20 protein-coding genes are annotated in these 21,088 nt (G+C 71.0%); 11 read left to right on the top strand and 9 right to left on the bottom strand.

From position 1 onward, the window contains the following. Positions 1-10: 10 nt before the first annotated feature. Positions 11-517 carry a GtrA family protein gene (locus ACZ5CW_RS13475; protein ID WP_468600671.1) on the bottom strand — a complete coding sequence of 169 codons (507 nt, stop codon included), beginning with the start codon at positions 515-517 and terminating at the stop codon, positions 11-13. A 183-nt stretch (positions 518-700) separates the two neighbouring features. Between ACZ5CW_RS13475 and ACZ5CW_RS13470 the strand changes: the two genes are divergently transcribed. Genes ACZ5CW_RS13470 through ACZ5CW_RS13460 form a run of 3 tightly spaced genes read left to right on the top strand, consistent with a single transcriptional unit; the run spans position 701 to position 3,560 of the window. After that, positions 701-1,840, top strand: a complete 1,140-nt coding sequence (locus ACZ5CW_RS13470; RefSeq protein WP_468600669.1) for a 5-(carboxyamino)imidazole ribonucleotide synthase — start codon at positions 701-703, stop codon at positions 1,838-1,840. Continuing rightward, a complete protein-coding gene (purE, locus tag ACZ5CW_RS13465) occupies positions 1,837-2,358 on the top strand; it encodes a 5-(carboxyamino)imidazole ribonucleotide mutase (protein WP_467170614.1) in 522 nt (173 codons plus the stop codon). The genes ACZ5CW_RS13470 and purE overlap by 4 nt, the downstream gene beginning before the upstream one ends. A 5-nt stretch (positions 2,359-2,363) precedes the next feature. Beyond that, positions 2,364-3,560, top strand: a complete 1,197-nt coding sequence (locus ACZ5CW_RS13460; RefSeq protein WP_468600667.1) for a dipeptidase — start codon at positions 2,364-2,366, stop codon at positions 3,558-3,560. Here the strand turns inward: ACZ5CW_RS13460 and ACZ5CW_RS13455 are convergent. Then, positions 3,500-4,648: an alkene reductase gene (locus ACZ5CW_RS13455; RefSeq protein ID WP_468600665.1), complete on the bottom strand. Its 1,149-nt coding sequence runs from the start codon at positions 4,646-4,648 to the stop codon at positions 3,500-3,502. The genes ACZ5CW_RS13460 and ACZ5CW_RS13455 overlap by 61 nt on opposite strands. Positions 4,649-4,706: 58 nt before the next feature. Here ACZ5CW_RS13455 and ACZ5CW_RS13450 point away from each other — a divergent pair, with 58 nt between their 5' ends. Both ACZ5CW_RS13450 and ACZ5CW_RS13445 read left to right on the top strand, forming a co-directional pair. Then, positions 4,707-5,066, top strand: coding sequence for a MerR family transcriptional regulator (locus ACZ5CW_RS13450; protein WP_468600663.1), 360 nt, complete (start codon positions 4,707-4,709; stop codon positions 5,064-5,066). Between the two features lie 127 nt (positions 5,067-5,193). Beyond that, a complete protein-coding gene (locus ACZ5CW_RS13445; RefSeq protein ID WP_468600661.1) occupies positions 5,194-6,030 on the top strand; it encodes a membrane dipeptidase in 837 nt (278 codons plus the stop codon). A 13-nt stretch (positions 6,031-6,043) separates the two neighbouring features. On the opposite strand, the gene ACZ5CW_RS13440 is transcribed toward ACZ5CW_RS13445, so the two are convergent. Both ACZ5CW_RS13440 and ACZ5CW_RS13435 read right to left on the bottom strand, forming a co-directional pair. Beyond that, positions 6,044-6,436, bottom strand: coding sequence for a VOC family protein (locus ACZ5CW_RS13440; RefSeq protein WP_468600659.1), 393 nt, complete (start codon positions 6,434-6,436; stop codon positions 6,044-6,046). A gap of 21 nt (positions 6,437-6,457) precedes the next feature. Beyond that, positions 6,458-6,817, bottom strand: a complete 360-nt coding sequence (locus tag ACZ5CW_RS13435) for a VOC family protein (RefSeq protein ID WP_468600657.1) — start codon at positions 6,815-6,817, stop codon at positions 6,458-6,460. 98 nt (positions 6,818-6,915) lie between these two features. Here ACZ5CW_RS13435 and ACZ5CW_RS13430 point away from each other — a divergent pair, with 98 nt between their 5' ends. Then, entirely contained in the window at positions 6,916-7,422 is a 507-nt protein-coding gene (locus tag ACZ5CW_RS13430) for a CGNR zinc finger domain-containing protein (RefSeq protein ID WP_468600655.1), read from the top strand. 85 nt (positions 7,423-7,507) lie between these two features. On the opposite strand, the gene ACZ5CW_RS13425 is transcribed toward ACZ5CW_RS13430, so the two are convergent. Then, a complete protein-coding gene (locus ACZ5CW_RS13425; protein ID WP_468600653.1) occupies positions 7,508-8,851 on the bottom strand; it encodes a UDP-glucose dehydrogenase family protein in 1,344 nt (447 codons plus the stop codon). 180 nt (positions 8,852-9,031) lie between these two features. Between ACZ5CW_RS13425 and ACZ5CW_RS13420 the strand changes: the two genes are divergently transcribed. After that, positions 9,032-10,189 carry an acyl-CoA dehydrogenase gene (locus tag ACZ5CW_RS13420; protein ID WP_468600651.1) on the top strand — a complete coding sequence of 386 codons (1,158 nt, stop codon included), beginning with the start codon at positions 9,032-9,034 and terminating at the stop codon, positions 10,187-10,189. A 209-nt stretch (positions 10,190-10,398) separates the two neighbouring features. Beyond that, positions 10,399-10,761 (top strand): four-helix bundle copper-binding protein, encoded by a 363-nt coding sequence (locus tag ACZ5CW_RS13415; protein ID WP_468600649.1) that lies wholly within the window; start codon positions 10,399-10,401, stop codon positions 10,759-10,761. A gap of 69 nt (positions 10,762-10,830) precedes the next feature. Here the strand turns inward: ACZ5CW_RS13415 and ACZ5CW_RS13410 are convergent, their stop codons facing one another. After that, the gene (locus tag ACZ5CW_RS13410) at positions 10,831-12,147 is read right to left on the bottom strand and encodes an LCP family protein (RefSeq protein WP_468600647.1); all 1,317 of its coding nucleotides are present in this window, start codon (positions 12,145-12,147) and stop codon (positions 10,831-10,833) included. Between the two features lie 92 nt (positions 12,148-12,239). On the opposite strand from ACZ5CW_RS13410, the gene ACZ5CW_RS13405 reads away from it, so the two are divergent. Both ACZ5CW_RS13405 and ACZ5CW_RS13400 read left to right on the top strand, forming a co-directional pair. Beyond that, the gene (locus ACZ5CW_RS13405; protein ID WP_468600645.1) at positions 12,240-12,815 is read left to right on the top strand and encodes an acyl-CoA thioesterase; all 576 of its coding nucleotides are present in this window, start codon (positions 12,240-12,242) and stop codon (positions 12,813-12,815) included. A 180-nt stretch (positions 12,816-12,995) separates the two neighbouring features. Further along, entirely contained in the window at positions 12,996-14,663 is a 1,668-nt protein-coding gene (locus ACZ5CW_RS13400) for an LCP family protein (protein WP_468600643.1), read from the top strand. 25 nt (positions 14,664-14,688) lie between these two features. Here ACZ5CW_RS13400 and ACZ5CW_RS13395 read toward each other — a convergent pair whose 3' ends face one another. Further along, positions 14,689-16,251, bottom strand: coding sequence for an LCP family protein (locus tag ACZ5CW_RS13395; protein ID WP_468600641.1), 1,563 nt, complete (start codon positions 16,249-16,251; stop codon positions 14,689-14,691). 128 nt (positions 16,252-16,379) lie between these two features. Here ACZ5CW_RS13395 and ACZ5CW_RS13390 point away from each other — a divergent pair, with 128 nt between their 5' ends. Beyond that, entirely contained in the window at positions 16,380-17,408 is a 1,029-nt protein-coding gene (locus ACZ5CW_RS13390; RefSeq protein WP_468600639.1) for a glycosyltransferase family 2 protein, read from the top strand. A 75-nt stretch (positions 17,409-17,483) separates the two neighbouring features. Here the strand turns inward: ACZ5CW_RS13390 and ACZ5CW_RS13385 are convergent, their stop codons facing one another. Continuing rightward, entirely contained in the window at positions 17,484-19,079 is a 1,596-nt protein-coding gene (locus ACZ5CW_RS13385) for an LCP family protein (RefSeq protein WP_468601098.1), read from the bottom strand. A 197-nt stretch (positions 19,080-19,276) separates the two neighbouring features. After that, a complete protein-coding gene (locus tag ACZ5CW_RS13380; protein WP_468600637.1) occupies positions 19,277-21,028 on the bottom strand; it encodes an LCP family protein in 1,752 nt (583 codons plus the stop codon). Positions 21,029-21,088 lie beyond the last annotated feature (60 nt).

Raw genomic sequence — 21,088 nt, 5'->3', positions numbered from 1 at the left:
CCGACGGTCCCTACGGAACGCGCTGCTTCGACGTGGGCTTGTCCGGTGCCGGCCTGTTCGCCTCGGCCGCCAGGATCGACTCCGCCTCCCGGGCCGGCAGCGCCCGGAACACCCAGGTGCGGTACGACCAGAACCGGAACAGGGTCGCGACGCCGATGCCGACGAACTTGGAGACGTTGCTCTGCAGCGGGCTGTCCCAGCCGAAGCCGTAGGTCGCCAGGTACAGCACGCCGTTCTCGATCACCAGGCCGATCGCGCTGAACAGCAGGAACAGCGTGAGTTCCTTGGTGCGGCCGCTCTTGTCGCGGTCCCGGTACGTCCAGTAACGGAAGCCGACGTAGTTGAAGACGATCGCGACGATGGTCGCGATGATGCTGGCGCGTACCACCGGCAGGTCGGAGACGTGCCGGACCAGGTTGAACACGCCGAGGTTGACAAGGACGCCGGCGCCGCCGACGGCGCCGAACTTGGCCACCTCGCGTACGAGCCGTTGCAGCCCCGAGGAACGAGGTTCCATGGCTGTGCAGCTCCCGTCGGTAGGTTTCGTCAACCCCGCCATGCTATCCAGCCGGACGCGCCGACGCCTGTGGACCGGGCCACGGCTCGGAAACGGGTCGGAAAGAGGCGGGAAAGCACGGGGTAAGAGGCCGCGGCGGGGACGCGATCCTGCCGCCCCCGCCGTGGCCGATACGCTAGGGGTGTGACGTTCCCGGTAGTCGGCATGGTCGGCGGGGGGCAGCTCGCGCGTATGACGCACGAGGCGGGCATCCCGTTGGGCATCAGGTTCAAGCTCCTCAGTGACACCCCTCAGGATTCCGCGGCCCAGGTCGTGAGCGATGTCGTCATCGGCGACTATCGCGATCTGGACACGCTGCGTGAGTTCGCGCGCGGTTGCGATGTGATCACCTTCGATCACGAACATGTACCCACCGAGCACCTCAAGGCCCTGGAGGCGGACGGCATCCCCGTGCGCCCGGGGCCCGACGCGCTGGTGCACGCCCAGGACAAGGGCGTGATGCGCGCGAGGCTCGACGCGATCGGCATCCCGTGCCCGCGGCACCGGATCGTGAGCGATCCGCAGGACGTGGCGGCCTTCGCGGCGGAAGGGGACGGCTTCCCCGTCGTCCTGAAGACCGTCCGCGGCGGCTACGACGGCAAGGGCGTGTGGGTCGTCGACTCCGTGGAGGAGGCCGCCGACCCGTTCAAGGCGGGCGTGCCGGTCCTCGCCGAGGAGAAGGTCGACTACGTCCGCGAGCTGGCCGCCAACGTCGTACGCTCCCCGCACGGCCAGGCCGTCGCCTACCCGGTGGTGGAGTCGCAGCAGGTGAACGGCGTGTGCGACACCGTCATCGCGCCCGCGCCCGACCTGGACGAGGACCTGGCCCTGCACGCCGAGCGGATGGCCCTGACCATCGCCAAGGAACTCGGCGTCGTCGGGCATCTCGCCGTCGAGCTGTTCCACACCCGCGACGGCCGCATCCTCGTCAACGAGCTGGCGATGCGCCCGCACAACTCCGGTCACTGGACCCAGGACGGCGCGATCACCTCCCAGTTCGCCAACCACGTCCGGGCGGTCCTGGACCTCCCGCTCGGCGACCCGCGTCCGCGCGCCCCGTGGACGGTCATGGTCAACGTCCTGGGCGGCGACTACCCCGACATGTACTCCGCGTACTTGCACTGCATGGCCCGCGACCCCAAGCTCAAGATCCACATGTACGGCAAGGACGTGAAGCCCGGCCGCAAGGTCGGCCACGTCAACACCTACGGCGACGACCTGGACGACGTGCTGGAGCGCGCCCGTCACGCAGCCGGCTACCTGAGAGGGACGATCACCGAATGAGCCCGGTCGTAGGCATTGTCATGGGGTCGGACTCCGACTGGCCCGTCATGGAGGCCGCCGCCAAGGCCCTCGACGAGTTCGAGATCGCCTACGAGGTCGACGTGGTCTCCGCGCACCGTATGCCGCGCGAGATGATCACGTACGGCGAGCAGGCCGCCGACCGCGGTCTGAAGGCGATCATCGCCGGTGCGGGCGGCGCGGCCCACCTGCCGGGCATGCTCGCCTCCGTGACCCCGCTGCCGGTCATCGGCGTCCCGGTCCCGCTGAAGTACCTGGACGGCATGGACTCCCTGCTGTCGATCGTGCAGATGCCCGCCGGTGTCCCGGTCGCCACCGTCTCCGTCGCCGGTGCCCGCAACGCGGGACTCCTCGCGGCCCGCATGCTCGCCGCGCACGACGAGGAGCTGCTGCAGAAGATGCGCGACTTCCAGCAGGACCTCAACGACCAGGCCACCGAGAAGGGCAAGCGGCTGCGCTCCAAGGTCGAGGGCGCGAGCGGCTTCGGCTTCGGGAAGTGACGCCGATGACCTCGTCGGCCTCGCTGGACGCGGCCCGGGCGCTGCTGCGCGAGTTCCCGGTCGTCGACGGCCACAACGACCTGCCGTGGGCGCTGCGCGAACAGGTCCGCTACGACCTCGACGCCCGCGACATCGCCGTACGCCAGGACGCCCATCTGCACACCGACATCCCGCGGCTGCGGGCGGGCGGGGTCGGGGCGCAGTACTGGTCGGTGTACGTGCGCTCGGACCTGCCGGACGCGGTGCCGGCCACGCTGGAGCAGATCGACTGCGTACGGCAGCTGATCGAGCGGCACCCCGCCGAGCTGCGGGCCGCGCTGACGGCCGCCGACATGGAGCAGGCCCGCCGGGACGGCCGTATCGCCTCCCTGACGGGCGCCGAGGGCGGCCACTCCATCGCCAACTCCCTGGGCACGCTGCGCGGCCTGTACGCGCTCGGTGTGCGGTACATGACGCTCACCCACAACGACAACGTGGCCTGGGCGGATTCCGCGACCGACGAGCCGAACGTGGGCGGCCTGTCCGCCTTCGGCCGCGAGGTCGTCGGTGAGATGAACCGGCTCGGCATGCTCGTCGACCTCTCGCACGTGGCGGCGACGACGATGCGGGACGCGCTGGACGCCACCACCGCGCCGGTGATCTTCTCGCACTCCTCCTCGCGGGCGGTGTGCGACCACCCGCGCAACATCCCCGACGACGTCCTGGAGCGCCTGCCCGCCAACGGCGGCATGGCGATGGTGACGTTCGTGCCGAAGTTCGTGCTCCAGGCGGCCGTGGACTGGACGGCCGCGGCCGACGAGAACATGCGCGCGCACGGCCTGCACCACCTGGACACCAGCCCCGAGGCGATGAAGATCCACCGCGCCTTCGAGGAGCGCAACCCGCGCCCGGTCGCCACGGTGTCCACGGTCGCGGACCACCTGGACCACATGCGCGAGGTGGCCGGCATCGACCACCTGGGCATCGGCGGCGACTACGACGGCACCGCGTTCACCCCGGACGGCCTGGACGACGTCTCCGGCTACCCGAACCTGCTCGCCGAGCTGCTGGAGCGCGGCTGGTCCACGGCCGACCTGGCCAAGCTGACCTGGCAGAACGCGGTGCGGGTGCTGGGCGCGGCGGAGGACGTGGCCCGTGACCTTCAGGCCACGCGTGCCCCGTCCAACGCCACGATCGAGTCCCTCGACGACGGCGCCGCCTGACCGGGCAGCCCGCCGAGGGTGGGGTAGTCGTTGTAGCCGTCGGCCCCGCCCACGTACATGAAGTACCGGTCCCGGACCGGGTTGAGCGGTGCGCCGACGCGCAGCCGCTCGACCAGGTCCGGGTTGGCGAGGAACGGCCGGCCGAGCGCCACCAGGTCGGCGCCGGCCGCCAGCATGTCCCGGGCGGCCCGGGTGACCGCCTCGGTGGTGAGGTCGGTCAGGTCCGGGTTGCCGATCAGGACGCCGGGCCAGTCCGCTCGGATCCGCCGGTACCAGTCGGTCTCCGGGTCGGAGCGCACCAGGTGCAGATAGGCGAGGCCCAGGTCCTTCAGCCGGCCCAGGAGCGCGGCGTAGAGGCCGGCGGTGTCGTCCTCCCGGACGCCGTTGACGGTGCTCGCGGGCGAGATGCGTATGCCCACCCGGTCGGCGCCGATCGCGTCGGCCACCGCCTCGGTCACCTCCGCCGCGAACCGCACGCGCCGCTCGACGGAGCCGCCGTAGGCGTCCGTGCGGCGGTTGGTGTTGTCCGCGAGGAACTGGTGCAGCAGCATCCCGTTGGCCGAGTGCACCTCGACGCCCTCGAAACCCGCCTCGACCGCCCGGCGTGCGGCGGCGGCGAAGTCGGCGATCGTGGTCCGGATGTCGTCCGCCGTCATCTCCCGCGGGACGGCGGGCGGCCGGTGACCGCCCGGCGTGAAGATCGTCTCCGGCAGCGGGACCGGGGAGGGCGCGACGGGGACCAGTCCCGTGGTCGCCGGATGGCTGACCCGTCCGCCGTGCTGGAGCTGGAGGAACATCCGTCCGCCGGCCGCGCGCACCGCGTCGGTGACCTGCCGCCAGCCGGCCACGTGCCGGTCGGTGTGGATCGCGGTGATGTCCGGGTACGTCTGCCCGACCGGGTTCGGCGTCGACCCCTCGGCGACGATCAGGCCGGCCGAGGCCCGCTGGGCGTAGTGGGTGACCATGAGCGGGGCCGGGGTGCCGTCGGCCTCCGCGCGGTTGCGGGTGAGCGGGGCCATCACGAGATGGTTGGGGAGCGCCAGCCGGCCGAGCCGGGCCGGGGCCAGGAAGTCCGTTGTCTGCGTCATGCCCGTACGCTAGAACCTGACATTGACGTCAGATTCAAGCCCGGCGACGGAGGTCGGCATGCGGATCGGTGAACTGGCCCGGCGCACGGGCGTGAGCGAGCGGTCGCTGCGCTACTACGAGACCCAGGGGCTCCTCGCGGCCGAGCGCACCCCCGGCGGACACCGGGACTACCCGGAGGCGGCCGTCGACCGGGTCATCCGGATCCAGGAACTGTACGCGGCCGGGCTGCACAGCGAGAAGATCCGGCAGCTGCTGCCCTGCATGCGCGACCGCGACGGCGGTCCCTCCGCCATCGCCACCCCCAGGCTGGTCGCCGACCTCGGTGCCGAACGCGACCGCATCGACCGCATGATCGCCGACCTCCAGCGGTCCCGGGACACCCTGGACGAGGTGATCCGAACGGCCCGCGAGGCCTGACCGGAGTACCCCCGAACGCCCCACTCACCGGGAACTCTCCCGGCCCTCCGTGCGAACGTGGCGACACGCCAGCCACATCACGACGTAGCTCACGACCTTCGTAGCCCACGACGTACGGGGCCTGCCCATGGCCGACCTCCAGGAAGACATCCCCGCCACGACCGAGGTCGGCGACGACGACGGCCTGCGGGCCGTTCCTCCTCCGCTCCCGACCTCGTTCGAGCGGGGACGCCCCCCTTCCGCGGAGTCCCGTGCCTCGGCCGGTGAGGACCTGGTGCGGGCGCACGCCCTGCTCGCGGCCCACCCGGTCGCCGACGGCTTCAGCGGCCTGCCCCGGGCCCTGCGCCATCTGCCCTGGTACGACCTGGAGCTGGGCGAGGCGGCCGTCGACACGGACGTGCCCCGGCTGCGCGAGGGCCATGTGGCCGTGCTCTTCTGCTCCCTGCACCCGCCCGGGGGACCCGGCGGCGACCGCACGGTGGCGGACACCCTGGAACAGCTGGACCAGGTGCGCACGGTGATCGACGGCCACCCGGAGGGCCTGCGCCTGGTGCGCACCGCCGGGCAGGTCATCAACGCCCGCAACTGCGGCCGGGCCGCCGTGCTCCTCGGCCCCGCGCACGGTGCCGCGCTCGACGACTCCCTCGGCATCCTGCGCGTCCTGCACGCCCTCGGGCTGCGCGTGCTCACCCTCGCGGGTACCGCCTGGGCGGGCGAGCGGGGGCTGACCCGGTTCGGGGAGGAGGTCGTCCGTGAGATGAACCGGCTCGGCGTGCTCGCCGACGCCTCCCGCTATCCGCACCTGATCGCCGAGCTGCTCCGGCGCGGCTGGTCCGTGTCCGAGCTGGCCCTGCTGACCTGGGGCAATGTGCAGCGGGTGCTGCGCAGCGCGGACTTCACGGCCCGCGCCGCACAGCAGCGCCGGGAGGCGTCGACGGCGCGGATCACCGAACTCGACGGCTGAGCCCGAGCCGCCGTCAGGGGTGATCGATCCGGCACAGGCAGAACGGGTGCCCGGCCGGGTCGGCGTACACCTGGAAGTCCTTCTTCTCGCGGTCCTCCAGGTCCAGCGGGCGGGCGCCCAGCGCCAGCACCCGCTCGTGCGCCGCGTCGATCTCCGCCCAGGTCCGTCCCCCGTCGAAGTCGAGGTGGAACTGCTGGCCGTTGCGGTCCGCCCGCGGCCACTGCGGCGGGGTGTGTCCCTCGGCCCGCTGGAAGGCCAGTCGCGGCCCGTCCGGAACCTTCAGCACCACCCAGTCGTCGTCCTCGGCCTGCGGAGTGCCTCCGGCCACCGCCGCGTAGAAGCCGGCCAGCGCGTGCGGATCGGGGCAGTCGAGCACGACGGAACGGAAACGGGCCACGGACGCCATGGTGTCCTCCTCATGGACGGTTCAGCAGGCGCAGAGGCAGAACGGGTGCCCCGCCGGGTCGGCGTAGACACGGAAACCGCGCTCGCGGTCCTCGGTGTCGAGGGGCCGCGCACCCAGCTCCAGCACCCCCTTCTCCGCCGTGTCCAGGTCCTCCACCACCAGGTCCAGGTGGAACTGCTGCGAGCCGTCCGGTGCGGGCCACTTCGGCGGCACGAACCCGGGCGCCCGCTGGAAGGCCAGCGCGGGGCCGCCGGGCACCTTCAGGTCCACCCACGCGTCGTCGCCCTCCACCGTTGCGCCCAGCACCCCGGCGTAGAAGCCGGCCAGCGCACGGGGATCGGGACAGTCCAGGACCACGACACCGAGCTTGGCGAGAGCCATGACTACCTCCTCGAGACGCACCTACTGCGGTTACCGCTGAAGGCGGGTAACCGGTAACGGTTACTGCATGCTCCCGCATAAGGGGTAACGTCGCAAGCATGAGCGAGAGATCGGCCGCTCCCGGCGGCCTGGCCCTGATCGAGTCCCTGGTCAACACCCTGGACGTCGAGACGGGTGCCGACTCGCTGGACCGTGCCGAGGGCCGCGTCCGCTTCGGGATCACGGAGGCCGCACTGGACGACGCCCGGGAACTGCGGGAGTCGCTGCGGGCCGCGCTGCTCGCCCACGCCGGGCACCCACCGCACCGGACGGTCACCCCGCTCGGCACCCTGCTGGCCCGCGCCCCGCTGTACGTCCGTGTCGACGACCGCGACGGCTCCGCGGCCCTCGCCCCCGCCGCCGACGGCCCGCTGCTCTCCCGGGTCGCCGCCGCCGTCGCCGAGGCGCTGGTCGCGGGCACCTGGACCCGGCTGAAGGCCTGCGCGGCCGAGACCTGCCACTGGGCGTACTACGACCGCAGCCCCGCCGGACGCGGCCGCTGGTGCTCGATGCAGGTGTGCGGGGCCCGCGCCAAGATGCGCCGGTACCGGGCGAAGGGGCCGTGACGGGCGGCCGCTTGGGGCAGAATGCGGAAAGACGCCGGTTCGGCCGACTGAGCCTCGGCCGAACCGGCGTCGCCAGTCCCCGTGTCTACGCGGTGGGGCGCCCCATCGCCCGGTACGTCCAGCCCGCCCGCCGCCACAGCTCCGGGTCGAGGGCGTTGCGCCCGTCCAGGATCACCCGGGCCGCCACCGCCCCGCCGAGCGCCGCCGGGTCCAGCTCGCGGAACTCCCGCCACTCGGTCAGGTGCAGCACGATGTCCGCGCCCCGGACGGCCGCAAGCGCCGAGTCGGCGTAGCCCAGGGTCGGGAAGACCCTGCGCGCGTTGTCCATGCCCTTCGGGTCGTACACGGTGACCTGGCCGCCCTGGAGGTGGATCTGGCCGGCCACGTTCAGCGCGGGCGAGTCGCGGACGTCGTCGGAGTCGGGCTTGAAGGTGGCACCGAGCACCGCGACCCGCTTGCCGAGGAAGGAGCCGCCGCCGAGCGCCTCCCGGGCCATCTCGACCATCTGGCCGCGCCGGCGCATGTTGATGGAGTCGATCTCCCGCAGGAAGGTCAGCGCCTGGTCCGCGCCCAGCTCGCCGGCCCGGGCCATGAACGCCCGGATGTCCTTGGGCAGACAGCCACCGCCGAAACCGATCCCGGCGCGCAGGAACTTCTTCCCGATCCGGTCGTCGTGCCCGATGGCCTCCGCCAGCTTCGCCACGTCGCCGCCCCCGGCCTCGCACACCTCCGCCATCGCGTTGATGAAAGAGATCTTGGTCGCGAGGAAGGAGTTCGCCGCGGTCTTCACCAGCTCCGCGGTCGGGAAGTCGGTCACGACGAACGGCGTGCCCTCCCCGATCGGGGTGGCGTACACCTCGCGCAGCAGCTTCTCGGCCTGCCCGCCGCGCACCCCGGCCACGATCCGGTCCGGGTGCAAGGTGTCCTGGACGGCGAAGCCCTCGCGCAGGAACTCCGGGTTCCAGGCGAGCTCGGCGTCCCCGCCGGCCGGCGCGTGCTCGGCGAGGTAGGCGGCCAGCCGGTCGGCCGAGCCCACCGGCACCGTCGACTTGCCGACCACCAGGGCCGGGCCGTGCAGATGCGGGGCGAGAGAGGCGATGGCGGAGTCGACGTACGACATGTCGCAGGCGTACTCGCCGTGCTTCTGCGGGGTGTTCACGCACACGAAGTGCACATCGCCGAAGGCGCCGACCTCGGCCCAGTCCGTGGTGAACCGCAGCCGCCCCGAGGACCCCTCGATGCCGGCCACATGCCGGCGCAGCAGCTCCTCCAGCCCCGGCTCGAACATCGGGGTCTCGCCGCGCTCCAGCATGGCGATCTTCTCGGGTACGACGTCGAGCCCCAGTACCTCGAAGCCCAGCTCGGCCATGGCCGCGGCGTGGGTGGCGCCGAGATAGCCGGTGCCGATCACGGTGATCTTCAGGCTCATGGGTGCGCTCCAGCTCGGGGACTCTCTCGTGCGGTGCCTGAGCATAGTCGGGCAAGGCGCCGGGCAGCTTTTCCGCTGTCGCGTAGCTCACGTAGGCGTGTCCCCGGCAGCCCTTTAAAATTTGAGTTACTTAACGGTAATTAGCGTCAGTATCACTGCGTCTTTGGAGCGTGAGAGACCGTGGCCGGATCGGCTGACTTCGACCTGTACCGCCCGTCCGAGGAGCACGACATGCTCCGGGACGCCGTCCGCTCGCTGGTCGAGGCGAAGATCGCGCCGTACGCCGCCGCTGTGGACGAGGAGGCCCGCTTCCCCCAGGAGGCGCTGGACGCCCTCGTGGCCAACGACCTGCACGCCGTGCACGTCCCCGAGGAGTACGGCGGCGCCGGTGCCGACGCGCTCGCCACGGTCATCGTGATCGAGGAGGTGGCCCGCGCCTGCGTCTCCTCCTCCCTGATCCCGGCCGTGAACAAGCTGGGCTCGCTCCCGGTGATCCTCTCCGGCTCCGAGGACCTGAAGAAGAAGTACCTGGCCCCGCTGGCCAAGGGCGACGCGATGTTCTCGTACTGCCTGTCCGAGCCGGAGGCGGGCTCGGACGCGGGCGGCATGAAGACCAAGGCGGTCCGCGACGGCGACCACTGGGTCCTCAACGGCGTGAAGCGCTGGATCACCAACGCGGGCGTGTCCGAGTACTACACGGTGATGGCCGTCACCGACCCGGCCAAGCGCACCAAGGGCATCTCCGCCTTCGTCGTGGAGAAGTCGGACGAGGGCGTCTCCTTCGGCGCGCCGGAGAAGAAGCTCGGCATCAAGGGCTCCCCGACCCGCGAGGTCTACTTCGACAACGTCCGCATCCCCGCCGACCGCATGATCGGCGAGGAGGGCACCGGCTTCGCCACCGCGATGAAGACCCTGGACCACACCCGCATCACCATCGCCGCCCAGGCGCTCGGTGTCGCCCAGGGCGCCCTCGACTACGCCAAGGGCTATGTCCAGGAGCGCAAGCAGTTCGGCAAGCCGATCGCCGACTTCCAGGGCATCCAGTTCATGCTCGCCGACATGGCCATGAAGATCGCCGCCGCCCGCGCCCTGACGTACCAGGCCGCGGCGGCCTCCGAGCGCGGCGACAGCGACCTCACCTTCCAGGGCGCGGCCGCCAAGTGCTTCGCCTCGGACGTGGCGATGGAGGTCACCACCGACGCCGTCCAGCTCCTCGGCGGCTACGGCTACACCCGCGACTACCCGGTCGAGCGCATGATGCGCGACGCCAAGATCACCCAGATCTACGAGGGCACCAACCAGGTCCAGCGGATCGTGATGGCCCGCAACCTGCCGTAACGGCCCCCACCCTCGCGGTCCTTCGGAAGGCGCCCCACGGGGCGCCTTCTTCGTGTTCCGGCGCACTCCGCCCCGGGGACGGCGCGCGCGGAGCCCGCTGTGCCGGGGTGGGCCGGAAGCCGTAGGCCGACATGCGGGGCGGCGGCACCGGACGTAGGACGGAAGCACACGGGGCCCGCCCCGGGCCTCACCGCCTCCGAGGAGGAGCCATGACCCAGTCCGGAATGATGCCTGCCCTCACCCCGCAGATGCAGGAGTGCATCGAGGCCTGCATGAACTGCCACAACACGTGCGAGGAGACCATGAGCTCCTGCATGCAGCAGGGCGGCCAGGCACAGATGCAGGTCATGCGCGCGGTCATGGACTGTTCCGAGACGACCCGCATGTGCGCCGACATGATGATGCGGCGCTCGCCCATGGCCGGCGAGATGTGCATGCTCTGCGCGAAGGTCTGTGACATGTGCGCCGAGGCGTGTATGTCCATGCCGGACGACCAGCTGATGATGCGCTGTGCCGAGGCGTGTCGCCGCTGCGCCGAGACCTGCCGCACGATGGCGGGCGCCACCATGTGACCCCGGCCCCGCCGGGACACGCGTCAAGGGCACCCGCACGGGTGCCCTTGAACGCCGTCCGCGGAAGCGTCAGTTGCCGGAGACGGTGACCTTCTCGTCGTTGTTCAGCTCGTTCACGAGGGTCTTCACCTTCGCCTTGTCCCAGACGAGGTTGCCGCCCGAGGAGCCGGAGATCGGCATGTTCATGGACGTGCCGTCACCACCGCTCACACCCTTCATCGCCCAGAACATCGAGGCCAGGTCCCACAGGCCCATGTCCTTGTCGACGATCAGGGAGTCCAGACCCGCGCCCATGGTCGGATAGAACTTGAAGGGGTTCAGGATCGTCGAGGGGGTGGCCACCTGGTGGGCCAGGGCGGCCAGGAACTTCTGCTGGTTCTTGGTGCGCTGCAGGTCCGAGGCGGCGAACGCGTGCCGGGTGCGGACGAAGGCGAGGGCCTGCTGGCCGTTCAGGGTCTGCTTGCCGGCCTCGAAGTCGGCGCCCGACCACTTGTCCTTGAAGCCCTTGTCGATGTCGATCTCGACTCCGCCGACCGAGTCCACTATGTTCGCGAAGCCCTGGAAGCCGATCTCCACGTAGTGGTCGATGTGCAGGCCGGTGTTGGCCTCGATCGTTCGGACCAGCAGCGTCGGCCCGTCCTCGGCGTAGGTCGCGTTGAGCTTGGCGTGCCGGCCCTGCGCCGGGTAGACCTTCCCGGACGTCGAGCCCTCGTACGACGGAACCACCACGTCCGAGTCACGCGGCAGGGAGATCAGGGTGTCGCCGCTGTCGCCGACGTGCAGGATCATCATCGAGTCCGTGCGCTTGCCCTCGGCGCCCCCGGTATGCAGCTTCTTCTCGTCCTCCTTGGACATGCCCTCACGGCTGTCCGAGCCGACGATCAGGTAGTTCGTGCCGTCGCCCGCCTCCGGCCGGTCGATGACCTTCGACAGGTCGACCTCGCGGCGCAGCTTGGAGTCGGCCCAGAAGTACGTCGCCACGGACGTGACGACCATCACGGTCGCCAGCGTGATCGCCGTCCACTTGATCCGGCGCCGCCAGTTCGGCGCGGGACGCGGCGCCCGGGTGGGCCCGCCCTCCGGGCCGCCCGGCCCCTGGCCGCCGTAGACCTGGCCCGTGTTGTAGCCGCTGTCGTACTCGCCGTAGCCGGCGCCGTCGTCGTATCCCTGGCCGTCGACGTAGGACGGCTGCTGCGGGACACCGGCGCCGTACGGCGGTGCCGACGGGCCGGGGGTGCCGTACCCGGAGCGCTGCCCGGGCGGTACCGCCGGGCCGCGCCGCACCTGACGCATCACGCGGGCGCCTTCCGGCTGCGCGCCGGCGCTGCCGCGCCCGTAGCGCGAGCCGCGGTTGTCGTCGGACCATCCCTCGGGCCAGTCATTCATGCGCCCCAGTGTGCAGGGCGGTGCCCTGCGCCTTACAAGGGATGTCGGAAAATCAGGGCGGCGCTGTTGCGAAGCTGACACAAATTCCGCGAATGTCGCTTCGGCATAAGGTGGAGGGCATGACAGACCAGGCCACGGACATGGAACCGGACATCCCGGGCAAGCCCACGTCCGCCTCGCGCACCACCCTCAGCCACATCATGACCCACAACGACACCAACCTCCTGGGGTCGGTGCACGGCGGTGTGATCATGAAGCTCGTCGACGACGCGGCGGGCGCGGTGGCCGGCCGGCACTCCGGCGGCCCCGCCGTCACCGCGTCCATGGACGAGATGGCGTTCCTGGAGCCGGTCCGCGTCGGTGACCTGGTCCATGTGAAGGCACAGGTGAACTGGACCGGCCGGACCTCGATGGAGATCGGCGTCCGGGTGCTCGCCGAGCGCTGGAACGAGTCGGCCCCGGCCACCCAGGTCGGCTCGGCCTACCTGGTCTTCGCGGCCGTCGACGCCGACGGAAAGCCGCGCCGGGTGCCGCCGGTGGTGCCGGAGACCGAGCGCGACCGCCGCCGTTGCCAGGAGGCCCAGATCCGCCGCACCCACCGTCTGGCCCGCCGCCGCGCGATCCGCGAACTGCGTGAGAAGCGCGCGGCCGAGGGCTTCGAGGACTAGCAACTTCCCTTGTCTTCAGGGGGGTTGTACGGAAGTGGGAAGTATCACGCAGGGCTCCGGTTTGAGAACTGTGCGGATAGTGTGTGCGATCCGGTGGGTGGCCGCGCGGCCGCTCACCGTACGGCAGATGGAGAGCGGACCGGGGCGTTCGGCGCGTGGCCCCGACGGGGGGGCAGAGGCGTGGACACACCGGGCCGTGGCAGTGGCGACGACATCGATCCCGCGGACCAGTGGGTGCTGAACCCGCGCACGGGTGAGTACGAGCTGCGGCAGCCGGACACCTCCGCCGCGCGGCCCACCGTGCCCGGGCCCCGCTCGGCGCCGGAGCCCTCCGGGGAGCCCTCGGGGGAGCCCGCCGCACCGGGCCATCGCCGTGGGACGGGCCACAGGCCGCGCAAGGCGAAGAAGAAGTCCCGGGGAAAAAGGATTCTGCTGTGGACCGGCGGCACCCTGGCGTTCGTCCTGGTCGCCGGCGCGGGCACCGTCTACCTCTACCTCAAGCATCTCGACGGCAACATCACCACGACCGACACCGCGGGCGCCACGAGTGACTCCTTCAGCAAGGACAAGGCGTTCAACATCCTGGTGATCGGCACCGACAAGCGCCAGGGCAAGGGCGACTCCGGCTACGGCGACGTGGGCAGCCTCGGCCACGCGGACACCACGATCCTGCTGCACGTGTCCGAGGACCGGACGAACGCCACCGCGCTCAGCATCCCCCGGGACCTGATCACCGACATACCCGACTGCCCGACCCGGCAGCCCGACCACTCGCTCAAGACCATTCCGGGCACCCGGGGCGTACGGTTCAACACCAGCCTCGGCCAGCTGGGCCGCGACCCCGGCTGCACGGTCCGGGCGGTCGAGCAGCTCGGCGACGGGCTCAAGGTCGACCACTTCATGATGGCCGACTTCAACGCGGTGAAGACGCTCACCTCGGCCGTGGGCGGCGTCGACGTCTGCCTCGCGCACGCCGTGAACGACGAGAAGTCACACCTGAAACTGGGCGCCGGACCGCAGAAGATCGAGGGCGAACAGGCCCTGGCCTTCGTCCGCACCCGGTACAGCTGGGGCAACTTCGGCGACCTGGACCGCATCAAGGTCCAGCAGCAGTTCCTCGGTTCCCTGTTCCGCAAGATGAAGTCCGACGACACGCTGACCAGCCCCCGCAAGCTCATGGGCCTCGCGGAGACGGCCACCAAGGCACTCACCGTGGACAAGGGCATCGGCCACATCGGCACCCTCAAGGACGTGGCCCTGGAGCTGAAGAAGGTGCCGTCGAAGAACATCTCCTTCCTCACCCTGCCGGTCAAGGACAACCCCGCCGACGGCAAGATCCACAAGACGGTGATCGAGGACGAGCAGCCCGCGGCGCAGATCTTCGCCACGATCAAGGACGACACCTCTTTCACCGAGGTGAAGAAGAAGCGGAAGGAGCAGGAGTCCGCCAAGCTCAAGGGCACCCGCTCCGCTCCCGGCGACGTCCGGGTCGACCTCTACAACGCGGGCGCGCCCGGCGGCTCCGCCCAGACGACGCTGGCCTGGCTGCAGACCGAGAAGGGCGTGACCAAGTCGAGCCAGCTGGGCAACGCCGGCGCGTCCCAGAAGAAGACGACCCTGCGGTACGCGCCCGCCCAGGCAGCCCAGGCCCGCGAGCTGGCGGACCTCATGGGACTTCCGGCGTCCGCGCTGCAGCCGGGCAAGAGCGAGACCAACGCCCAGGGACTGCCCGCGATGGTGCTCAGGCTCGGCGCCGACTTCAAGGGCGCGGGCATACCGCTCACCGGCCCGGCGAAGGCCCCGACCGTGCGCAAGACGACGGCGGACCAGGTGAACTGCGCCTCGTGACGCGCCCGGCCCGCCCGGCCCTCGGCTACGCGTCCCCGGGGCACACCACCTCGTTGCCCCGCACCACGCTCTCCTCCGGCTGTCCGGGGTCCTCGAACCGCACCTTGAGCACCTCCTTGAAGCCGGCCCCGACCGTCACCTTCAGCAGCGGCCCCTGGCCCGGCACCGCGCGCAGCTCGCTGCCGGGCAGCGCCACGGCCAGGGAGCGGGCGGAGCTGTCCCACCGGGGGTCGTAGGAGATCACCGTGCGCGGCACATGGGCGGGCGCGGTCACCGGCTGGTGGGTGGTGGCGAAGCCGGTCGCCGCGAGCGCCGCGTCCACCCGCTTGGCGAGCCCGACGGTGCCGGTGCCGTTCGCCACCAGGACCCGGATGTGCCGTGGATCCACCTCCACCGGCGCGGCGACGGGGCCGCGGCGCGGGCGGTCCGCGGCGAGCGGCTTGTCGTCGCGCAGGGAGCCGAAGAGCCGGTCCGTCTTGGCCGGATCCCATTTCAGGGTCGAGCCGATGCCCTTGACCTGGAAGTTCATCTGCCCGATGGGGACGGTGGTGAACTCCGAGGACGACGGGGAGAAGTTCCGCATCGCGCGGCCCAGGTCCAGCAGTTCGTCGGTGCCGAAGCCCTCGTCGGCACGGACCGAGCCGAGCACCGCCCGGGTCACGTCCCGGAACCTGATCGGGTTCAGCAGCACCCCGGAGGAGGTGGCCTTCTCGATCAGCGCGGCCAGGAACCGCTGCTGCCGCTTCATCCGGCCCAGGTCGCTCGCCCCGTCGAGGTGCCGGGCCCGCACGTACTGCAGCGCCTGCCCGCCCCTGAGGGTGTGCGTGCCGGGCGCGAGGTCGAGCCCGGTGTACGCGTCCTTCAGCGGCGTCGGCGTGCAGACCCGCACCCCGCCGAGCACGTCCACCGTCCGCATGAAGCTGGTGAAGTCGATCTCCAGATAGTGGTCGATCTTCACATGGGTCATGTTCTCGACCGTGCGGATGGTCAGCTGGGGGCCGCCCTCGGCGTAGGCCGCGTTGAGCTTGATCGGGTGCGGGCCGTGGCGCCGGCCGGTGTTCTGGTCCAGGTGCGCGGGCGCGTCGGCGTAGGAGTCGCGCGGCAGGCTCACCACGGTGGCCCGCTCCCGGTCCTGCGAGATGTGCACGATCATCATCGTGTCGGTGCAGTGGCAGGGCTCGCCGCCGAGCCGGTAGGCGCGCCGATCCTGCTCGCTGACCTTGTCGCGGCCGTCGGTGCCGACCAGCAGCACGTTCATGCCGTGTCCGGCGCGGGGCCGGTTCTTCATGTCCTTGAAGGCGTCGATCCGGGCGATACCCGAGTCCAGGCTGGTGACTACGGCGTGCCCGATGCCGGCGGAGGCCAACACCACCACGGACAGCGTGGTGACCGCCCGCATGGCCCAGCGCGGCCGCTTGGGCGGCCGGACGGGCCGCACGGACCGCACGGGACGCACGGGACGCACGGGACGCACGGGCCGCTCGGGCGGGCGCGGCGCCCGGCGGGGCGGCCGCGGGCGGCGCTGCGGCCTGGGGGCGTCTCCCCCGCTTTCGGCGGCGGGGGAGGGGGACCGAGGCGGGCTGGGCAAGGAGGACACCTCCGGACGAGGCCGTACGTGGGATCCGTGAGCACAGTAGGTCGATATGATCACCAGCCCGCCTCACGGCCCCGGCGGCGCGCACCGGTGTCCCCCGTTCGCGGTAACGTGAGCGTCCTATGAACGCCAAGCCCGACGTGCGGCTCCCCGCTGTTTCCGTGATCATGCCCGTCCTCAACGAGGAGCGGCATCTGCGCGGAGCCGTCCAAGCGATCCTCGCGCAGGAGTACGCCGGCGAGATGGAGGTCGTGATCGCCCTCGGTCCGTCCACGGACCGCACGGACGAGATCGCCGCTCAGCTCGTGGCCGAAGACGCGCGGGTGCACACCGTCCCGAACCCGACCGGCCGCACCCCCGCCGCGCTGAACGCGGCGATCAAGGCCTCCCGGCACCCGATCGTGGTCCGTGTCGACGGCCACGGCATGCTCTCGCCGAACTACATCGCCACCGCCGTCCGGCTCCTGGAGGAGACCGGCGCGCAGAACGTCGGCGGCATCATGCACGCCGAGGGCGAGAACGACTGGGAGCACGCGGTCGCCGCCGCGATGACCTCCAAGATCGGCGTCGGCAACGCGGCCTTCCACACCGGCGGCCAGGCCGGCCCCGCCGAGACGGTCTACCTCGGCGTCTTCCGCCGTGAGGCGCTGGAGCAACAGGGCGGCTTCAACGAGGAGTTCATCCGCGCCCAGGACTGGGAGCTGAACTTCCGCATCCGCGAGGCGGGCGGCCGGATCTGGTTCTCGCCGGAGCTGAAGGTGTCGTACCGCCCGCGTCCTTCGGTGCGGGCGCTGGCCAAGCAGTACAAGGACTACGGCCGCTGGCGCCACGTCGTCGCCCGCTACCACTCGGGCTCCATCAACCTGCGCTACCTCGCCCCGCCGACCGCGGTGTGCGCGATGGCGGCGGGCCTGGTGGTGGGCGTGGCGCTCACACCGTGGGGCCTCGTGGTCCCCGGCGGTTATCTCGCGGCGATCGTCGCGGGCTCCGTCCCGGCGGGCAAGGACCTGCCCCTCAAGGCCCGCGTGCAGATCCCGGTGGCCCTGGCCACGATGCACATGTCGTGGGGCTGGGGCTTCCTGACCAGCCCCCGGTCCCTGGCGAAGAAGGTCATGGCCTCCCGGCGGCCGGCGGTCGTGGACGCCGCCTGAGCACACACGGCAGGGCCCCCTCCTCCGTCGAGAAGGGGGCCCTCGGCATCGGCGGCGGCTCGCCGCCGTGCTCCGCTACCAGCGGTAGACGCTGTACACGTCCATGCACTTCGTGTCGTCCGAGCCGTTGACGGCGTCGCTGCCCTCGGGCACGTCTCCGGCCTTCGGGGCGGACGGCTTCGGGTAGGACGTGCCGGTGCGCCAGTCCGCGCCGACGACGACCGTGACCCCCGACACGTCGGTCGACTTCTTCACCGAACTCAAGGGGATGCCGAGCGCCTTGGCCACCGCCTGGGCGTCACCCTCCAGGTCCGCGCTCGGGTACCGCACGACCGTCCGGTCCTCGGCGTACGACCCCGAGGTGTCGGCGGTCGCCCTGGCGTAGCCCTGCTGCACGAGCGCCTGGCCGATCGCCCGCGCCCGCTGCGGAACCGGCGCCTCGGCGGAGGTCCGGGTGGCGTTCTGCACCACCACACCGAGCCGGCTCGCGTCGACCGAGGGCTTCCTGGCCGACTCCTTGTCCGCGGCCTTCTTCGCCCCCGACCCCTTCCCGTTCTTGTCGAACGGCACGTCGTCCTGGAGCATCTGCCACACCTGGTCGGCGTTGGGCTTGTCCGGCACGACGTGGTTGTCGTTCAGCCGGTCCGGCACGTTGGGCATGGTCAGCGACGTGATGCGGTCCGACGGCACCGACTTCATCTGCATGCCCAGGTCGTAGAGCTTCTTGACCGTGCCGATCTCCTCGGAGACCTTCAGCGACTTGGTGGCCGCCTCCGCCAGGTCCATCAGCCGCCCGGTGTCGGTGAAGATGTTCTGCTGCCTGAGCGTGCGCATCATCGAGTTCAGGTACATGTGCTGGGCGCGGGCCCGCATCAGGTCGCTGCCCCAGGCGTGCCGGGTGCGCAGCCACTGCAGGGCCTGCTCGCCCTTCACCTTGTGCGTCCCGGACTTCATCTTCAGGCCGGAGCCGCCGGGGACCGAGGGCGTCGGACGGTCCCACACGTTCTGGTTCACACAGACGTCGACACCGCCGATGGCGTTGCCCATCCGCACCACACCCGCGAAGTCGATCGTCATCCAGTGGTCGATGTAGACCCCGGTGAGGTTCTCCCAGGTGGCCAGCGTGCAGCCGGCGCCGCCCCGGGCCAGGCTGACGTTGATGATGTCGTTGGTCGCCGGGTACACCTTGCCGGTGTCCGGATCCGTGCACTTGGGGATGTCGACCCGGGTGTCGCGCGGGATGCTGACCATGGCGGCGCTCTTGCGGTCCGCGGAGAGGTGGATGAGCATCTGCACGTCCGCGAGCGGCGGGTCGCCGCGGTGGTCCCTGCTGCCGCCGAGTTTCACGTTCGCGTCGGAGTTTCGGCTGTCGGAGCCGATCAGCAGGATGTTCAGCGGGGTCTGGCCGGCCGCGTTCGGCTCGGTCTTGTGGGCCTTGGAGTCGTCGGCGCTGCTGCGCTTGCCCTTCTGGATGTTGCCGTTGAGGTGCTGGTAGTACAGGTACCCGGCGCCCGCCGTGCCGAGTATCACCACCGCCAGCACCGTCGCCGACCAGCGCAGCGCGCGCCGTCTGCGCCGCCGCCGGTCGCCCTTCGCCCGGCCGGACCGCCGTCCCCCACCGCGGTGTCCCGAGCCCGCCGACGCGTCCGAGGCCTGCGGCGTGAGCGACATCGTGTCCTCGGCCGCAGGAACCTCCCCGCGCACCTCGCTCTGCGCCAACTCCCTGCCCTCCCCACCCTTGCGCCATGCAACGGGCCCGTCCCGCGCCCAGTTAGACGCATGACGGGCCCATTGGGTTACCTACGAAATGTTCCTCATCGGCTGGTAGGCGCACCGCGCCGGCCATGAGGCGCACCGCACCGCACCGTCTACGAGGCGCACTGCACCTTGTCCGCCGTCGACTTGTCCACGTCGGGTGCCTTGGTCGACGGAGTGAGGGAGACCCCCGCCCCCTTGAAGTCCTTGCCCAGGGTCAGCGTCATCGCCGGCAGTCCCTGGGAGTTGGTCACGCTCTTGCCGGGCTTCAGCGCGGAGCCGGACAGCCCCATGATGGCGGCCAGCCGGCGTGCCTGGGCCGCCTGGTCGGGCGCGTACTCGAGCGTGGTCCTGCTCAGTGCGGCGGGCGCGTTGCCCGCGTTCTCCGACTTGGTCACGCTCTCGTCGTTCTGCAGCCAGTTGAGCACCGACTGGGCGCTGCCCCCCGCCGCACCGCCGTTGAGGATGCGCACCCGCACCTCGGAGGCGGGCGCCTTGGTGCCCTTGAGCCGGGCGGCCTGGGCGTCCTTGGCGGCCTTCTGCTTCTTCTTCACGTCGCTGAAGGAGACGTCGTTCTGGATGGCGTCGAAGACCGCGGGCGCCTTCGACTCGTTGAGGACGACCGTCGTCTTGACCTTCTCCGCCGGGTTGTCCACGACCGGCACCGTGGCGAAGGTCAGGTTCTTGGGGTTGAGCTTGCCCAGCTCCAGGCCCAGGTCCTTCAGCTTCCCGATGCTGTCCAGCTTGCTGTCGACGGTCAGCGCCTTGGTGCCGGCCTCCGCCAGCTTCAGCATCTTCGTCGGGCTGGTGAGCGTGGAGTTGCCCTTCAGCTTGCGCATCAGCGCGCTCAGGAACTGCTGCTGAAGGCCGATCCGGCTCAGGTCGCCGCCGAAGCCGACCGAGTGCCGGGTGCGCACGAACGCCAGCGCCTGGTCGCCGGAGATGTTGTGCGTGCCCTTGGAGAGCTTCAGGTGCGAGTCCTTGTCGTCGATGTCCTTGCCCAGGCAGACCTCGACACCGCCCACCGCCTCGGTCAGCGTCTTGACCGCGTTGAAGTCGGCGACCATGAAGTCGTCCGGTGTGATCCCGGTCAGCTCCGTCACCGTGCGCATGGTGCAGCTCGCCGTGCGGTCGTCCTGGCCGAGGCTCGTGTTGAAGCGCACGCCATCCGAGCCCGGGATGACCTTCTCCGTGCCGTCCTCCTGCTTCGTCGGGCAGTCCGGGATGTCGACGATCAGGTCGCGAGGGATGCTCAGCGCGGTGGCGTTGGACCGGTCCTTGGAGACGTGCAGCAGGATGGTGGTGTCGGCGTGCCCGACGCTGCCCGCGTCGCCGTAGCCCTCGTTGCCCTTGCCGGTCCGCTTGTCGGTGCCGATCAGCAGGATGTTGATGGCCTCGTCCTTGCGGAAGCCACCCGTGCTCGCGCCGTCGTCGGAGACGGACGTGATGTTGCCGTTCAGGTGCCGGATGTAGAGGTAGCCGGCCGCCGTCACGGCGACCAGCACGAAGGCCATGGTCCCGCCGGTCCACAGCAGCGCCTTCTTCACCCCGGACTTCTTCTTCACCGGCCGCCGGGCGGCGCGCCGCCCCTGCGGTTCCTCCGGCTCGGCCCCCCGGCGCCGGTTGCGCGGCGCGGGAACGTCCCCGGGGCGCACCCGGCGCTGCTCACGCGTCCCGCCGGGCGCCGCGCCCTCACGGCGGCGCGGCGCGCCACCGTTGCCGGGCGACGGTCTCCGTGGCCCGGGGACCGGCGACTGCGCTGGGGAAGGGCTCAGTAGCAGTTCGTATTCGCCGGTGTTCGGATTGAGTACCCACTGGTCTGCGGGGTCGATGTTGTCCGCCCGCCCACGGCCTTGCGCGTCCACGGTTGTCCGAATCCTCCGTCGGGGCCACGCGGCGCCTTCCCCCTACAAGGCGCTCGGGTC

Source organism: Streptomyces sp. NPDC031379 (assembly GCF_055569615.1).
This window is presented reverse-complemented; position numbering and strand designations above follow the sequence as displayed.

Bases quoted from the DNA above. Each gene is read 5' to 3' on its own strand.
- ACZ5CW_RS13475 (WP_468600671.1), bottom strand. From the start codon at position 517: ATGGAACCTCGTTCCTCGGGGCTGCAACGGCTCGTACGCGAGGTGGCC.
- purE (WP_467170614.1), top strand. From the start codon at position 1,837: ATGAGCCCGGTCGTAGGCATTGTCATGGGGTCGGACTCCGACTGGCCC.
- ACZ5CW_RS13460 (WP_468600667.1), top strand. From the start codon at position 2,364: ATGACCTCGTCGGCCTCGCTGGACGCGGCCCGGGCGCTGCTGCGCGAG.
- ACZ5CW_RS13455 (WP_468600665.1), bottom strand. From the start codon at position 4,648: ATGACGCAGACAACGGACTTCCTGGCCCCGGCCCGGCTCGGCCGGCTG.
- ACZ5CW_RS13450 (WP_468600663.1), top strand. From the start codon at position 4,707: ATGCGGATCGGTGAACTGGCCCGGCGCACGGGCGTGAGCGAGCGGTCG.
- ACZ5CW_RS13445 (WP_468600661.1), top strand. From the start codon at position 5,194: ATGGCCGACCTCCAGGAAGACATCCCCGCCACGACCGAGGTCGGCGAC.
- ACZ5CW_RS13440 (WP_468600659.1), bottom strand. From the start codon at position 6,436: ATGGCGTCCGTGGCCCGTTTCCGTTCCGTCGTGCTCGACTGCCCCGAT.
- ACZ5CW_RS13435 (WP_468600657.1), bottom strand. From the start codon at position 6,817: ATGGCTCTCGCCAAGCTCGGTGTCGTGGTCCTGGACTGTCCCGATCCC.
- ACZ5CW_RS13430 (WP_468600655.1), top strand. From the start codon at position 6,916: ATGAGCGAGAGATCGGCCGCTCCCGGCGGCCTGGCCCTGATCGAGTCC.
- ACZ5CW_RS13425 (WP_468600653.1), bottom strand. From the start codon at position 8,851: ATGAGCCTGAAGATCACCGTGATCGGCACCGGCTATCTCGGCGCCACC.
- ACZ5CW_RS13415 (WP_468600649.1), top strand. From the start codon at position 10,399: ATGACCCAGTCCGGAATGATGCCTGCCCTCACCCCGCAGATGCAGGAG.
- ACZ5CW_RS13410 (WP_468600647.1), bottom strand. From the start codon at position 12,147: ATGAATGACTGGCCCGAGGGATGGTCCGACGACAACCGCGGCTCGCGC.
- ACZ5CW_RS13405 (WP_468600645.1), top strand. From the start codon at position 12,240: ATGTCGCTTCGGCATAAGGTGGAGGGCATGACAGACCAGGCCACGGAC.
- ACZ5CW_RS13390 (WP_468600639.1), top strand. From the start codon at position 16,380: ATGAACGCCAAGCCCGACGTGCGGCTCCCCGCTGTTTCCGTGATCATG.
- ACZ5CW_RS13385 (WP_468601098.1), bottom strand. From the start codon at position 19,079: ATGTCGCTCACGCCGCAGGCCTCGGACGCGTCGGCGGGCTCGGGACAC.